Annotated in this window: 11 protein-coding genes and 1 pseudogene; all 12 read right to left on the reverse strand. The window is 39.9% G+C overall.

The window, feature by feature from the left end; all coding sequences use genetic code 11:
- Nucleotides 1–8: 8 nt before the first annotated feature.
- Nucleotides 9–1,460: a ribosome biogenesis GTPase Der gene (gene der, locus C427_RS15930; RefSeq protein WP_007637731.1), complete on the reverse strand. Its 1,452-nt coding sequence runs from the start codon at nucleotides 1,458–1,460 to the stop codon at nucleotides 9–11.
- A gap of 94 nt (nucleotides 1,461–1,554) precedes the next feature.
- Nucleotides 1,555–2,784, reverse strand: a complete 1,230-nt coding sequence (gene bamB, locus C427_RS15935; RefSeq protein ID WP_007637726.1) for an outer membrane protein assembly factor BamB — start codon at nucleotides 2,782–2,784, stop codon at nucleotides 1,555–1,557.
- Between the two features lie 10 nt (nucleotides 2,785–2,794).
- Nucleotides 2,795–3,424: pseudogene (locus tag C427_RS15940) on the reverse strand (YfgM family protein).
- Nucleotides 3,425–3,494: 70 nt separating this feature from the next.
- Nucleotides 3,495–4,775 (reverse strand): histidine--tRNA ligase, encoded by a 1,281-nt coding sequence (gene hisS, locus C427_RS15945; RefSeq protein ID WP_081589001.1) that lies wholly within the window; start codon nucleotides 4,773–4,775, stop codon nucleotides 3,495–3,497.
- A 131-nt stretch (nucleotides 4,776–4,906) separates the two neighbouring features.
- Complete coding sequence (gene ispG / locus C427_RS15950; protein ID WP_007637721.1) at nucleotides 4,907–6,025, reverse strand: flavodoxin-dependent (E)-4-hydroxy-3-methylbut-2-enyl-diphosphate synthase; 1,119 nt, start codon at nucleotides 6,023–6,025, stop codon at nucleotides 4,907–4,909.
- A gap of 31 nt (nucleotides 6,026–6,056) precedes the next feature.
- Nucleotides 6,057–6,995 (reverse strand): RodZ domain-containing protein, encoded by a 939-nt coding sequence (locus C427_RS15955; RefSeq protein ID WP_007637720.1) that lies wholly within the window; start codon nucleotides 6,993–6,995, stop codon nucleotides 6,057–6,059.
- Between the two features lie 9 nt (nucleotides 6,996–7,004).
- Entirely contained in the window at nucleotides 7,005–8,180 is a 1,176-nt protein-coding gene (gene pilW / locus C427_RS15960; RefSeq protein ID WP_007637719.1) for a type IV pilus biogenesis/stability protein PilW, read from the reverse strand.
- 44 nt (nucleotides 8,181–8,224) lie between these two features.
- Nucleotides 8,225–9,367 carry a bifunctional tRNA (adenosine(37)-C2)-methyltransferase TrmG/ribosomal RNA large subunit methyltransferase RlmN gene (locus C427_RS15965; protein ID WP_007637718.1) on the reverse strand — a complete coding sequence of 381 codons (1,143 nt, stop codon included), beginning with the start codon at nucleotides 9,365–9,367 and terminating at the stop codon, nucleotides 8,225–8,227.
- 121 nt (nucleotides 9,368–9,488) lie between these two features.
- Nucleotides 9,489–9,920, reverse strand: coding sequence for a nucleoside-diphosphate kinase (gene ndk, locus C427_RS15970; protein ID WP_007637717.1), 432 nt, complete (start codon nucleotides 9,918–9,920; stop codon nucleotides 9,489–9,491).
- Nucleotides 9,921–10,388: 468 nt separating this feature from the next.
- Nucleotides 10,389–12,266 (reverse strand): SurA N-terminal domain-containing protein, encoded by a 1,878-nt coding sequence (locus C427_RS15980; RefSeq protein WP_007637715.1) that lies wholly within the window; start codon nucleotides 12,264–12,266, stop codon nucleotides 10,389–10,391.
- Nucleotides 12,267–12,510: 244 nt separating this feature from the next.
- Nucleotides 12,511–12,783 carry an HU family DNA-binding protein gene (locus C427_RS15985; protein ID WP_034899285.1) on the reverse strand — a complete coding sequence of 91 codons (273 nt, stop codon included), beginning with the start codon at nucleotides 12,781–12,783 and terminating at the stop codon, nucleotides 12,511–12,513.
- A 232-nt stretch (nucleotides 12,784–13,015) separates the two neighbouring features.
- Nucleotides 13,016–15,388 carry an endopeptidase La gene (gene lon / locus C427_RS15990; RefSeq protein WP_007637713.1) on the reverse strand — a complete coding sequence of 791 codons (2,373 nt, stop codon included), beginning with the start codon at nucleotides 15,386–15,388 and terminating at the stop codon, nucleotides 13,016–13,018.
- Nucleotides 15,389–15,491 lie beyond the last annotated feature (103 nt).

Consider the following 15,491-nt stretch of genomic DNA (forward strand, 5'->3'; position numbering starts at 1 on the left):
TAATGTTGTTATTTAGCGTTTTTGTGCAAACGCATAAGTTGTCTACGTTTACGACGTTGTGAATCGTTAAGGCTACTGTGGTCTGTTTGGAAAGGATTAGCACTCTCTCTGAATTCAATCTTAATGGGTGTACCCATAACTTTTAATGATTTACGGAAATAATTCATTAAATAACGTTTATATGAGTCGGGTAAATCTTTCAGCTGATTACCGTGAATAACGATGAGTGGAGGATTATATCCACCAGCATGAGCATATTTCATTTTGACACGACGGCCCCGAACTACAGGAGGCTGATGGTCCTCTTGGGCCATATCCATGATACGCGTCAACATAGACGTATTTACCCGTTTAGTTGCTGAAGCGTAGGCTTCTTGAACTGATTCAAATAAATGCCCAACTCCCGTGCCATGTAAAGCTGAAATAAAGTGTAAGCGAGCAAAATCTATAAAACCTAAACGTCTGTCTAACTCACGTTTAATGTCTTCTTTAACGGTTTTATCTAGACCATCCCATTTATTTACTGCAACCACTAACGAACGACCAGCATTAAGAATAAAACCTAACAAACTCAAGTCTTGATCCGTAATACCTTCCTGAGCGTCAACCACAAATAACACCACATTGGATTCTTCAATCGCTTGTAACGTTTTTACAATGGAAAATTTTTCTACTGCTTCCGAGATGTTTCGGCGTCTTCTGACCCCAGCAGTATCAATCAGAATATATTCTCTGTCGTCACGTTCCATGGGAATAAAGATACTATCCCGAGTCGTACCAGGTTCGTCATAGACTACAACACGCTCTTCGCCTAAGATACGATTGGTTAGAGTAGACTTACCCACATTGGGCTTTCCCACTATCGCTAATTTTATCGGCAGGGCTTGCAATCTAGCTAGTTGTTCATCGGCGTCTATCTCTTCAAGCGCTTCATCACTCTCTTCGGGTATGTGCATATCAGGGAATTCTGAAGCAATAGGGGCTAAAGCATTTTGCAGCAATTGGGTTACACCTCTGCCGTGAGCAGCAGCTATCTGATTCACCCCCCCCAAACCTAATGCGAAGAAGTCAGCGCTTTCACTATCACCATCAATTCCATCAACTTTATTGGCAACCACATAAACAGGTTTTTCTTGTCTGCGAAGGTGTTCAGCAATCCCTTGGTCGGCTGCGGTCATACCAGTACGAGCATCAACTAAAAACAAAACTACGTCTGCTTCTATAATAGCCAACAGAGATTGTTCCGCCATGACCACATCAATGCCTTGTTCATCGCCACTGATACCACCAGTATCGACCACAATAAACTGTAGGCCTTCATATTTGGCTTGCCCGTATTTTCTATCCCGAGTTAGGCCGGGAAAATCAGCCACCAACGCATCACGTGTGCGAGTAAGACGATTAAATAAGGTCGATTTTCCAACGTTTGGGCGCCCAACTAAGGCAACAACGGGTAACATAAATACATATCCTGTAGACAAAAACGGCTCAGAAAATTCCAAGCCGCTAAAAATTATTAGTGTGATTCTTTATAAAGAATCACACTAAACCTGCTCATGGCGTTTTAATAGCCACTAATTTACCATCTCGAGTTTGAGTGTATAGAATATCTCCCTCCACCACAGGGGAGTGATAAATGCCTTCATCTTCATCATCACCACCCACTTCTAAGCGTGCAACAATTTTACCATCAGCTTGATCAAACCAATGTAAAAAACCAAATTTATCGCCTGCCACTAAATAGTTTCCAACAGGTGTTACCCCGGTTAATAAACGTTCTTTAAGTGCACCTTGACTCCATAACTCAACACCGTTGCGACTATCTAATGCATATACATTGCTGTTGACATCAACTAAATATAGCGTGCTACCTGATAATGACAAACGACGGAACGACTTGTATTCCCGTTTCCAGATAACTCGACCTGTACGCAACTCAACTGCAGCTAGAGAACCATCGTAAGAAATAACGTAAACATTACCAGCCGCTACTAGAGGCTCGCTATCAATGTCTACAATTCTTTCTAACTCAGTAACACCGGTCGCAGCTGAAATCACCTGCTCCCAAGCAGTTTGACCCGTTTCAAGTATATTAACGATTAGTTTACCAGTAGCAGTGCCGATAATAGCACCACCGTTAACTGCCGTGGGGGAAGAGACTCCTCGCAATGATAAGGGTGGGACATCCGATTCAGAAGACCAAACTTCTTCGCCAGTATCTGCATTTAAAGCAAATATAAATCCAGACCCGGTGTTTATCAGTACAATACCCGCATCAATCGCAGGTGAAGCTAACACTTCCCCCTTAACTGTTGTACTCCACTTTTGTTTACCAGTATTGGCATCCAACGCCACAACTTCACCATTTTCAGTGCCAAAAAAGACGGTTTCGTACGCAACACTAACACCGCCAGCAATTTTAGCTGACAAACCATTTGAAAAAAGATTACTGACACTTGAAGTCAAACCTTCGTTGTCATAAATCGCAAAGTTTTTAGACCATATCTTTTTACCCGTTGCCTGTTCGTAGGCATTGACTTGACCTTGACGGTTAGCAGCAAATACTTTGTCATAAGCCACTGCCGGCATAAGCTTTGAATAGAATTTACCAATCCCAGCACCTAAATTTTCAGACCAAATTTCGGTGGGAGTAAATTGTGCTTCAATAGGCTTCAGCCTACGAATTTCTAATTCTTCTTCTTCGTAAAACAAATCGCTAATTGTTGTACAGCTTGATAAGAAAACAGAACTGATTAATAGTATGAATAAAAAAGATTGTTTCACTATTTTCACCTTAGCCATTTGCCGCAACGGCTAAATTATCTAGCTTCATTTTCAAAACTTGGTCACGTTCATTGGTTTCCAATGCCGCACTGTATGCAGCTCTTGCTTTGTCAAATAGCTGTTGAGCTAAGTATACGTCACCCTTAATCTCTTGACTTTGAGCTATAAACGCTTTGTCTGATACCTTATTTGCACTTGCTAATGCGAGTTCGAACTCACCTTGTTCTATCTGAATACGCGCTAAACGAAGTTGAGCGATTGACTGAACGGCTGATAACTTGGCATTACTGACCACAAATTCAAGCTGTTTAACTGCTTCATCTAAATCTTTACGTTCGATAGCTTGTTGGGTCATTTCAAATGCCATTAATATGGCATAACCTGTGTCACTATGACTTTCGATAAATAGTTTTGGTCTTGACCGAAGCCCGCCTCACCTTTTATTAATTCTTCAGAAGCTTTTTCTAAAAGCAAAAGAGGCTTGCTCTTTTGCTTCAATTTGTGAGTCGTTATAATAGCGCCAACCTAAAAGTCCACCTAAACCTAATAACGCACCAATAACTAATGATAGACCATTCTCTTTCCAGAACCGTTTAATAGCTTCAACTTGTTGTTCTTCTGTTTCGTACTGTTCCATCATCCATTCCTATTACTGCTTGGCCATCGAGAGTTTGATGACACATAATGTTAATTCTAAAAAATCACACGCATTAGACGTTGAATAACTTTTGCGTAAAGTGAGTTAATTCGTTAAGTGAAATTGTTTCTTGTGGTTGTTTTTCTCGCAAGTATTTAATAGCAACCTGCTGAGACGCCATCTCATCCTGACCGATAATAAAGGCAATACTGGCACCACTCTGATCCGCTCTTTTCATTTGTTTCTTGAAATTTCCACCACCACAATGATTCATCAGTTTTATTTGTGGTACTGCATCTCTTAGTGTTTCACTAACCTGCCTAGCATAGAGTTCGACTGATTCATCCATAGCAGTGACATAAATGTCGACTACAGAAACTATATTTTTATCTAAGTCCAATGTTTGTAGCATCAACACTAAACGTTCTAGTCCCATAGCAAAACCTACGCCCTGAGTTGCTTTACCACCAAGTTGTTCAACTAAACCATCATACCTGCCACCGGCACATACTGTTCCTTGGGAACCTAAACTTTCGGTGACCCATTCAAAAACGGTACGATTATAATAATCAAGGCCACGCACCAATGCAGGGTTAACTCGATATTGGATGCCGAGGTTGTCTAAACGTTCACATAATCCTTGAAAATGTTTGGCAGACTCTTCATCAAGGCAATCAATCAGTTTTGGCGCATCTTTAACTGCGTTTTGTACTTGTGGGTTTTTACTATCAAGTACCCTCAGTGGATTGGTCTTCAAACGTCTTAAACTATCTTCATCTAGCTCAGACTCACGAGTCTTCAAAAATGCCACTAGTTGTTTTTTATAAGATACTCTGGCGTCAGCAGAACCAAGAGAATTAATTTCTAAGGTGACGTTTTGGCTAATCCCAAACTTTTTCCATAACCTGGCACTAAGTAATATCACCTCAGCATCGATATCGGGTCCAGCTAAGCCAAATACTTCTACACCGAATTGATGGAACTGCCTGTAACGTCCTTTTTGTGGGCGTTCATGGCGGAACATTTGGCCCATATACCAGAGGCGCTGCTGTTGATTATACAATAAACCATGTTCATTTCCTGCACGCACAACACAGGCAGTACCTTCTGGTCGTAACGAAAGACTGTCTGAATTACGATCCTCGAAAGTGTACATTTCTTTTTCAACTATATCGGTCACTTCACCAATAGAGCGCTTGAATAAATCTGTGCTTTCAACGATAGGAGTACGAATTTCTTGATAACCATAACTGGCCACTACTTGGCGAATGGTTGATTCAACGTACTGCCAAAGCCCTGACTCAGTGGGCAAACAATCGTTCATTCCTCGAATAGCCTGAATTTGTTTCGACACTAAAAATAATCTCTGATTTAATAATTAAAAAAGCCCCGCATTATAGGGGCTTTATAGATAAACGTAAAATAATGAAGCTAAAAAAACACATAAAGCTTATGAAAAGTTAGCTGTGACTATGAGATAATTAACTAAGTTAATGTTTTTATCGCTATCTTTCGGCTTTCATCCAACTGGCTGGCTTTTGCACGGATGCGCTTTTCTAGTTGGTCGATTAAATTATCATTAGATAAACGTTCTTTTTGACGTATGCCATCTAAGTAAAAACCACTCATGTTACGTGCGCCTGTTAAACCTAAATCGGATATTTCTGCTTCTCCTGGGCCATTAACTACGCATCCAATGATAGATACATCCATTGGAGTAAGTATGTCCTCCAATCGCTGTTCTAAGGCATTTACTGTACTAATTACATCGAATTCTTGGCGAGAACAACTTGGGCAAGCAATGAGATTTATACCTCTAGACCGAATTCGTAATGACTTTAAAATGTCAAATCCAACCTTTATCTCTTCAACTGGATCAGCTGCCAGCGAAATTCGAATGGTATCGCCAATGCCTTCTGCCAGTAACATGCCTAAGCCAACGGCGCTTTTAACAGCACCCGCACGTATGCCACCCGCTTCCGTAATGCCTAAATGTAAGGGTTGGTCAATCAGCTTAGCCAGAAGTCGATATGAGCCTACAGCCAAAAACACATCTGAAGCTTTAACACTCACTTTAAACTGATCAAAGTTAAGTTTATCAAGGATGTCTACATGACGCATGGCAGATTCAACTAACGCTTCTGCAGTAGGCTCACCGTATTTTTCTTGTATGTCTTTTTCTAAAGAACCACCGTTAACACCAATACGAATCGGAATACCTTTGTCCTTGGCACAATCTACTACAGAACGAACTCGGTCCATACTGCCAATGTTACCAGGGTTAATCCGTAAGCAATCCACACCGTATTCTGCCACTTTCAAGGCAATCCGGTAATCAAAATGAATATCCGCAATCAATGGCACTGTAACTTGCTGTTTGATTAACTTAAACGCTTCTGCCGCGTCCATAGTGGGTACAGACACTCTAACTAGATCACCACCGACCGCTTGAATTCGCTTAATCTGAGCAACTGTTGCTGCCACATCAGTAGTAGGAGTATTCGTCATAGACTGCACTGCAATAGGCGCACCATCACCTATAGGCACGTTACCTACATATATACGTTTGGAAGGTCGGCGATTAATGGGTGATTCAGAAAACATAGTAATAATTTTCCTATAGTTATACGGTCATTTATTCAGATAAGGGTAAATCAAATTTAGCAATACGCCCAGAAGGTAAGAAAGTCATGTCTATACGTTCACCTGCATAGCGTATTTTCACTACTTCTGGTGCACCTAAAGTAACCACAAAAGGTGGGATACCGGTGACTGGCATGACTCTTCCTTTAACTTTAACCCCGTAAGCTATATTTTCACCTGTAGCATCAGCCAGATTCATCCAACAATCACCAGAAAATTTAAATATCAACTCAACTGGTGCAGCTGTTTCGGTCTCTACTTTTGCAATAGCAGCACTAGACAATATTTCCAAATCAGCGGTATCACTAACGCTTTCTGCGCTAACAAGTTGGTTATCGATGGTTAACTCTTCGATGACGACAGGCTCATCCAAAAAATCACTTTCATTCGTCTGTGAAGATAATAAAAATTCTGAGTCTGAGGTTAACGTTTCTTCGAGTGGCGATGCTTCTTGAGTAATCACGTCATCAATAACCGTTTTAGGGTAATTACTCTTAATTGATGCTGAAGTCTCAGTAGAACTTTGTTGAAACCACCAAATTACCACTAGGGCAATGATTGCGGACAAAATCAAATAAGTCACTAACATTAATTTGTCATCATTGGCCTGATTGGCCACTCGACGGGAAAAACTTTGCAGCTTAATAGGTTCTTTTATCTGAGTACTCAGTTTTTCAAAAGCGTTAAGGATCACTGCTTCTTCAATATGAACATGTTTTGCGTAAAGCTTTAGATAGCCTCTGACAAACGTTAACGAAATATTTATATCGAAGTTATCCTGCTCGATGTCTTCAATGAGGGCCTTTTTTAATTTCATTTTGTCGGCAATGTCTTGGGTGGATAAATTGGCACGCTCACGTGCCTGTCTTAATATCTGACCAGGCCCTTGTATATCCGACTCTGGTTGCTTTACTTCTTCTTTTTCAATCATAGTTTAGCTTTACTCTACAACGCTTGGGGCAACTAAAAATAACTCCTTACCATCAAAAATAGCCGACGCATCAGCTAAACCATTCCAGTCTATCAGACGTTGCATTTTGATGTTGTAAAGAAGCGAAATCCTGTATAAATTCTCACCACTGGATACGATATGGAACTCTGGCGTATCCATAATTTCTGACTCGACTTGAGCCGCTTGCATAGATGATTGTTCTGCAACCGCTTCACGAGCTTGGGAAATATCTTGCACTGCTATTTTGACGACTTTTTCGATTGATAACAATTCATTCTTTTTAGGCAGAACCCCTGAACTATTAGAAATATTTTCAGATGCTTTAGATGCAACTAATCCTGAGACCTTTTCAGCTTCTTGGTTCAAGAATGGAACTTTGGCTGCTTTATCTGGAACTTCAGGTTCTGGCTGCTGATCAGATAACATTTTTATGGTCACAGCATCATCTGGATACAATTTTAATAACATATTCGAATAACTTGCTGCGGCAGTGTCGTTGCCAGTGCCACGCTCTATCTTCATTGCCATCAACAGACTTTGTGGACTAATCTGGGCAATTTTTTCATAGCGTCTGAGTATAGCTCTAGCTTCTTGCCAATCTTCTACCTCAACTAACGAGCGAGCAAATAAAAACAAACTGTTAGCTCTACCAGGTTGATGATTAACCGCGTTACGTAAGTATTGAATTGCGTCTTCAGGTTGACCTTGACTTCTACTGCACAACGCTAAGTTTTCGTAAGTCTCAGCGCTGGAAATATAACTGCTGGTGTTCACTGCTTTAAGGAAATACTTTTTGGCTTTTTCATAAACACCATTTTGACATAAAAACGCACCATAACTATTCGCAATGTTAGCATTTTGGGGATCAAGATCCATAGCATATTGATATGCGTTTTCAGCTTGCTCTAACTCATTCACACTTTGATAATAATAAGCCATAGCAAAATTGGCGTCTGCTGATCTTGGTGCAAATTCTAATGCTTTATCTAAATTAAATTTTGCTTGTCTAAAGTTTCCGTTACTAAGGTACGTTAAACCCAGAGAAACGCGGGTTTTAGATGCTTTAATTTGATCAAAATTTTGGCCGTAATTTTGGTTACTTTGACTGGTGCAGGCGCTGAGCAGCATCAGCCCAATAAATACAATACTGAACATTTTTAGCATAGAGTTCATTAGGACCTGTTTGACATATTGTCGATAAAAATTTATTAAGTCATTTTGACTGAAATACTCTCGCCTTTCAGCTGTTTTTTCAACACTCTTTTGGTGCGATCCACCACTTCACCCACCAACTGCCCACAAGCAGCATCGATATCGTCTCCTCTAGTACGACGAACTACAACTATGAGCCCATATTCCATTAGGACTTTAGCAAAACGATCGATCCTCGAATTACTAGAACAGGTGTATGGCGAGCCTGGATAAGGATTAAACGGAATAAGGTTTATTTTACACGGGGTATCGGCCAATACCTTTGCAAGTGCATGAGCTTGGTCAGTGCTATCGTTAATCCCATTTAGCATCACGTACTCTACCGTTACCTTACCTTGGTTGGCGTTCGACTTAGCTAAGTATCTTCTGACACTGGCCAAAAACACCTCAATTGGATATTTTTTATTAACGGGTACTAGCACGTCACGTAATGCATTATCAGGTGCATGTAATGAAATAGCCAACGCTACGTCTATCTGGTCGCCCAACATATCAAGAGCTGGGACTACACCTGAAGTACTTAAAGTTACTCTGCGTTTGGATAAACCAAAAGCAAGATCATCCAACATCAACTCCATGGCAGGCACCACATTCTTAACATTCAGCAACGGCTCACCCATACCCATCATCACTACATTTGTGATCGGACGTTTGGCAGTATCATTATTCAGACCTATTGTGGTTGCGACTCGCCAAACTTGGCCAATAATCTCAGAGACTTTTAAATTACGATTAAATCCCTGTTGCCCCGTAGAACAAAAAGTACATTCAAGTGCACAACCTACCTGTGAAGACACACATAAAGTCGCTCGGTCGCCATCAGGGATCCAAACCGTTTCTACTTCTTGGCCACCTTCTAGCTTCAATGCAAATTTAATGGTGCCGTCGGCAGCAGTCTTTTGATATGCGATTTCTGGTGCTTTGACTTCACATTTGGCTTGAAGTTTTGCTCGCAAGGCTTTATTAAGATTACTCATCTGTTCAAAATCTGCCACGCCTTGCTGATAGATCCATTTCATGACTTGCTCTGCTCTGAAAGGTTTTTCTCCCATTTCATTAAAAAAGGTACGCAAACCTTCTCGAGTTAAATCAAGTAAGTTAATTTTTTTAGGTTGGGCAGATACCACTTCAGTTGACACAATAAACCTCAATACTTAAACGAAACTACTGCTATTTTAACCGATTACTCAGTTTTTGCAGCACATATAATAAATAACACAAAAGGGAGCCTAAGCTCCCTTTATCAAAACTGATTTAAGCTTAACGAGTGCGTGGGCAGATTTCTTCATCACTAAAGAAATAAGCAATCTCACGGGCCGCTGATTCAGGAGCATCTGAACCATGGCAAGCATTTTCATCAATTGAAGCTGCATAATCAGCACGTAACGTACCAGCTAGAGCATCAGCAGGGTTAGTTGCCCCCATTATTTCACGATTTTTCAAAACAGCATTTTCACCTTCTAACACTTGAACCATAACAGGACCAGATGTCATGAAAGAAACTAAAGCAGCAAAAAATGGACGTTCGCTATGCTCAGCATAAAACCCCTCTGCTTGCTCTTTACTCAAATGTAGCATTTTAGACGCCACTAATCTAAGGCCAGCAGACTCAAAACGGTTGTAAATACCACCGATAACATTCTTTGCAACTGCATCGGGCTTAATAATAGAAAAAGTTCGTTCTAAGGCCATTTTCTTTACTCCAGTATTAGTAATATTTCGTCTTAATATTTGGTCTTAATATTTAGTCCTAATGGACACGTAAATAGACACATAAATAGACACATAAAAATTCGCGCGGATTATATGCAATTAGACACCAAATACCTAGTATAGATTGCATATTATTCTGTTCTCCCTAAAATCAAGGTTGCCATAATTGTGAGACGAGGTGATCTTGATTAAATTTTTAGTGCTCATTCCTGTTGTGTTGTTTTTAATTTGGTTTATGTATTTGAAGAAAAAGGGCTATAGCTTAGGGGACGGAAAACAAGGGTTTATATATATATTCACTTTTTGCGCTGTGATCGCTGTTTTTTACAGCTCTTTGTTATGGATTACTGAATAGTGCTGACGAGCTAATAATACTATTTACCAAAATACAGATAATAAAAAAGAGCGATAAACGCTCTTTTTTTTATGAAGAAAATATAAATCAGTTTATTGGAAAATCTCGATATCAGCTTGTGCTTTTAAAGATTCGACCACGGCACCATATATTATTTGAGACTTACTCGATGCAAGGCGATTTTGTAATGAAGTCAATTGTTGAGCATTAGCTTCAGCAGCAGAGTTTACTTGGGTCAGTTGCACTAAAGAAATGTCTCCAGCAATTAAGTCAACAACACTAGTATCCGTAGCAGATAACTTGAACAATGCATCAACAATAGACTGTGACAATGCCGGGTCATTGCGAGTTACCGTTTGCTTCTCTTCCCAGCTTAGCTCAAGTGTAGCTAATCTAGGATTAACATCTTCATTATTTACCAATGCTTGTTTAAGTTCCAAGGCCCAATCTCTAGCAGCCTGTTGAGCCGATTGTGCAGCTAATGTCTGTTGAATTTGTTCTTTAACCTCTTCAATAGTCTTTGTCCGCTCGGGCTCATGCTCGGCAACTCTAACAACTATAATATGATTCCTGGCAAGCTCTATCACTTCACTATTTACCGCATCTTCAATTAGTTCAAAACTAAAGGCGCTTGATAAAACGTTAGGGTTAGACACAGCATCGGGCGCATTGGCTCGACTAAATAAATTAGTAGTATTTATCGTTTTACCGGCTAAATCTGCAACTTCTTCAAGATTGTCAGGTACTTCAAAAGCTACTTCTGACATTCTTTGACTAATCTCATAAAAACGCTCTTCTGCTTTGAACGTTTTGACTTTAACAATTATTTCTTCTTTGACGTTTTCAAAAGCATTAACTTGCTCAGGCTTAACATCAGTTAACATAATAATATGGTAGCCAAACTCACTTTTAATGACGCCACTCACATCATCTTTATTGGCAAGTGAAAAGGCCGCTTCTTCAAATGCAGGATCCATAATACCTTTGCCAAACCAACCTAAATCACCACCATTTTCAGCACTGAAAGTATCGCTTGAAAATCTTTTTGCAAGTTCTGCAAAATTTTCACCTGCTTGTATTTTCGCTAGTACCTCTTCAGCCTTAGTAGCAATTGCCTCATCCTCATCAGCACTTTCAAACAAAATGTGTGCCGCTTGACGCTCTTCATCAGTACGATAATCAAAAAGGTTTTGTTGATAGTATTCTGCAATCTCATCGTCCGTGACTACAATCGAAGACAATAAATCATCTAATACTAATTCAACATAAGACAAACTGACTTTCTGCTGAGTATCAAACTGACTAATGTTACTTTGATAGAAACCTAAAATTTCATCGTCACTGATGTTAACTTGGTCAACAAATTTAGACGCTGGTATATTCAGATATCTTATGTCACGACTTTGCTGCTGCATCAAATATGCTGATTTTGCTTCACCGACTAATGCGAATTCAGTTCCCATTAATGACTGTGAAAGTTGTCTACGCACCATATCAACTCGCATGTAGTCTCTAAAATTATTAGTTTGAAAGCCTGCTTGGCGTAAAAGTGCAAGATATCGGTCATTATCAAATTGTCCATCTATTTGAAATTCTTGCATGCCTACTATTGCTAGCTTGATTTGTTCATCGCTGACTCTCAAGCCAAACTCTTGCGCTGCTTGGTCTAGCAATTTTTCACTAATCAGACGGTCTAATATGCCCTGTCGAAAATTTTGCAGATATGCAGTATCACTTGCTAACGTAGCAAAAGCGTCACCAAATTGAGATTCCATACGTGAGCGCTCGTTTTGATAAGCGCGTTCTAATTCATCGAGGCCTATCTCTTCACCATTAACATTGGCTGCGGCTCCAGATGCAGATGAATTGATGTAGCTGCCTACACCTGCAAATACAAAACTTAAAATAACTAATCCCAATATCCCCATTGCCCAAGGGCCTTGTGATCCTTCTCTGATTCTTTCCAACATACTAAATTCCAAACTCCAAATGAGCTGTTATTGATAATTACTAAAGACGCCTAATTTAGGTTGTCTTAGTCGCAAAGGCGCGGGATTATATACCAACCGAGTTCATTTATTAATGATTGTTCGCAGTGAATTGAAAAAATATTTGGTGAGCGAATATTTAAGATTAAAAAATGACTGATGCAAACGGCACAAAAACAAAAGGCGATGAAAAATCATCGCCTTTTGGTATAAATAAACTAAGTGATTAGTTACAAGCGTCTTTTAGTGCTTTACCAGCTTTGAACGAAGGCACTTTAGCTGCTGAAATTTGAATAGTCTCACCAGTTTGAGGATTACGACCACTACGAGCAGCACGTTCGCGCACAGAGAATGTACCGAAACCAACTAATGCAACTTGGTCACCATCTTTAAGTGCAGTAGTAACAGCGCCAGTCAATGCATCTAGTGCGCGACCTGCTGCAGCTTTAGAAATGTCTGCACTTGCAGCGATGGTATCAATAAGATCTGACTTATTCACAATATGAACCCCTTCATTTGTTATTATATTTGCGACTTGCACTATGCAAAGCCGAACGTTTTTATCAAGCATGAAAATTAACTGCAAGCTATATATTTGCAAATCATTAACTTTCAATGAATCGTCTCAATCCCTTTCGTGACAAGGCCTAAAGAGAATCTGAAACAAAGGCTACCACAACTATTTAGTTAGGGAAGCCCTTAAGTTCAAAAAAAATTAAAAAAACAGCATTTTATGCTTGTTTTTTAACCTTCTTAACTACAACTGGCTTAAATTTATCCGGATGCTCTTGCAAAGCTAATTCTAAGACTTCGTCAATCCACTGCACTGGATGGATGCTTAAATCTCGTTTTACATTGTCAGGAATCTCTTCTAAGTCGCGTTCATTTTCTTTAGGAATAATCACTGTTTTAATTCCACCGCGGTGTGCAGCGAGTAACTTTTCTTTAAGTCCACCAATAGGTAAAACTTCTCCCCGAAGAGTAATTTCACCGGTCATGGCTACATCACACCTCACAGGGTTACCTGTTAAGCTAGAAACTAATGCAGTACACATGGCAATACCAGCGCTAGGTCCATCTTTAGGAGTTGCGCCCTCTGGTACATGCACATGGATATCGCGTTTTTCATAAAAATCGTTATTAATACGCAATTTGTCTGCTCGACTGCGCACTACTGTCATAGCAGTTTGAATAGACTCCTGCATCACTTCGCCCAATGAACCGGTAAAGGTTGTTTTGCCTTTGCCCACTACCGATGTGGTTTCTATGGTTAACAGTTCGCCACCAACCTGGGTCCATGCTAGTCCTGTTACCTGCCCTATTTGATTAGATTTATCAGCTTTACCATAATCAAAACGCTGTACACCCAAATATTCATTCAGATTATCTTGATTAACTAATACTTTTGTAATGTTTTTTCCAAGCAAAATATTCTTAACAGCTTTGCGACATATTTTAGATATTTCTCTTTCTAAGTTCCTAACACCTGCCTCACGGGTGTAATATCGAATAATCCCAATAATGGCACTCTCGTCAATGATCAACTCGCCATCTTTTAGACCATTGCGGGATATCTGTTTGTCCACTAAATGTTGAATTGCAATATTCAGTTTTTCATCTTCGGTATATCCCGATAGGCGTATAACTTCCATGCGGTCCAACAAGGGCCCAGGAATATCCATGCTATTAGAAGTGGCAACAAACATGACGTCCGATAAATCGTAATCCACTTCAAGGTAGTGATCACTAAACTTGTTGTTTTGTTCTGGATCCAGTACTTCTAATAATGCAGAAGATGGATCGCCACGCATGTCAGATGACATCTTATCAATTTCATCGAGCAAAAATAGTGGATTTTTCACCCCTACTTTAGCCAACTTTTGTACTATCTTGCCAGGCATAGAACCAATATAGGTTCGGCGGTGCCCGCGGATCTCAGCTTCGTCACGCACTCCTCCCAACGCCATGCGTACATACTTTCTTCCTGTAGCCCTAGCGATAGATTGCCCTAAAGAAGTCTTACCCACTCCCGGCGGTCCTACCAAACAAAGAATAGGTCCTTTGAGCTTTTTAACTCGTTGTTGTACCGCCAGATACTCAATAATTCGCTCTTTGACTTTATCTAAACCATAATGGTCTGCATCCAATATTTTATCAGCAAGAGCCAAGTCTTTTTTAACTACGCTTCTTTTTACCCAAGGAACATTAGTTAACCATTCTATGTAACTTCGCACAACGGTTGCTTCTGCAGACATTGGCGACATCATTTTTAATTTAGCTAATTCTCCAGTTGCCTTTTTCTGAGCTTCTTCTGGCATTTTGGCATCGGTGATTTTCTGCTTCAACGCTTCAAATTCATCAGGTGCTTCATCAAGTTCACCTAATTCTTTTTGAATGGCCTTCATTTGCTCATTCAAATAGTATTCTCGCTGACTCTTTTCCATTTGTTTTTTAACACGAGTGCGAATTTTTCTTTCAACTTGAAGCAAGTCAATTTCGCTTTCCATCAACGCCATTAGGTATTCTAGACGCTCTGTTATACCCAGCATTTCAAGCACTTTTTGTTTCTCTGACAACTTCAGAGGCATGTGCGCAGCCATCGTATCAGCTAAGCGTGCAGCATCTTCAATACCACTTAACGAGGTCAAAACTTCAGGTGGAATTTTTTTATTAAGTTTGACGTATCCTTCAAACTGAGAAATAGCTGAACGAATTAACACTTCTTGTTCTGATTCTTCTAATTCGGTATCTACTGAGCTTTCAACATCAGCAATAAAAAAATCTTCAGTACTGACAAAACTATCAATCTTGCCGCGCTGATTACCTTCAACTAATACTTTAACTGTGCCGTCAGGCAACTTCAGCAGCTGTAGTATTGTTGCTATGGTGCCAACAGTGAATATGTCATCTACTTCTGGCTCGTCAACACTGGCATCTTTTTGAGCCACTAAGAAAATCTGTTTATCTTTTTCCATCGCCGCTTCTAAACAACGAATTGATTTTTCACGCCCAACAAATAATGGGATAACCATGTGTGGATATACCACTACATCACGTAACGCCAAAACAGGCATTTCAATGCGATCTTCTCGCTTTTTAGTCATACTTGGTCTCGTATTATGTCGGTTTATATTACATCTACTGGTTGTATATGGGGTTAGGCAGTTAAAGTTCAAATAAAATTTTAAACAAAGCGGAATAAAGTGT

Source organism: Paraglaciecola psychrophila 170 (assembly GCF_000347635.1).
In the GTDB taxonomy this organism is placed as follows: domain Bacteria; phylum Pseudomonadota; class Gammaproteobacteria; order Enterobacterales; family Alteromonadaceae; genus Paraglaciecola; species Paraglaciecola psychrophila.

Bases quoted from the DNA above. Each gene is read 5' to 3' on its own strand.
- der (WP_007637731.1), bottom strand. From the start codon at position 1,460: ATGTTACCCGTTGTTGCCTTAGTTGGGCGCCCAAACGTTGGAAAATCG.
- ispG (WP_007637721.1), bottom strand. From the start codon at position 6,025: ATGTTTTCTGAATCACCCATTAATCGCCGACCTTCCAAACGTATATAT.
- C427_RS15955 (WP_007637720.1), bottom strand. From the start codon at position 6,995: ATGATTGAAAAAGAAGAAGTAAAGCAACCAGAGTCGGATATACAAGGG.
- pilW (WP_007637719.1), bottom strand. From the start codon at position 8,180: ATGCTAAAAATGTTCAGTATTGTATTTATTGGGCTGATGCTGCTCAGC.
- ndk (WP_007637717.1), bottom strand. From the start codon at position 9,920: ATGGCCTTAGAACGAACTTTTTCTATTATTAAGCCCGATGCAGTTGCA.
- C427_RS15980 (WP_007637715.1), bottom strand. From the start codon at position 12,266: ATGTTGGAAAGAATCAGAGAAGGATCACAAGGCCCTTGGGCAATGGGG.
- lon (WP_007637713.1), bottom strand. From the start codon at position 15,388: ATGACTAAAAAGCGAGAAGATCGCATTGAAATGCCTGTTTTGGCGTTA.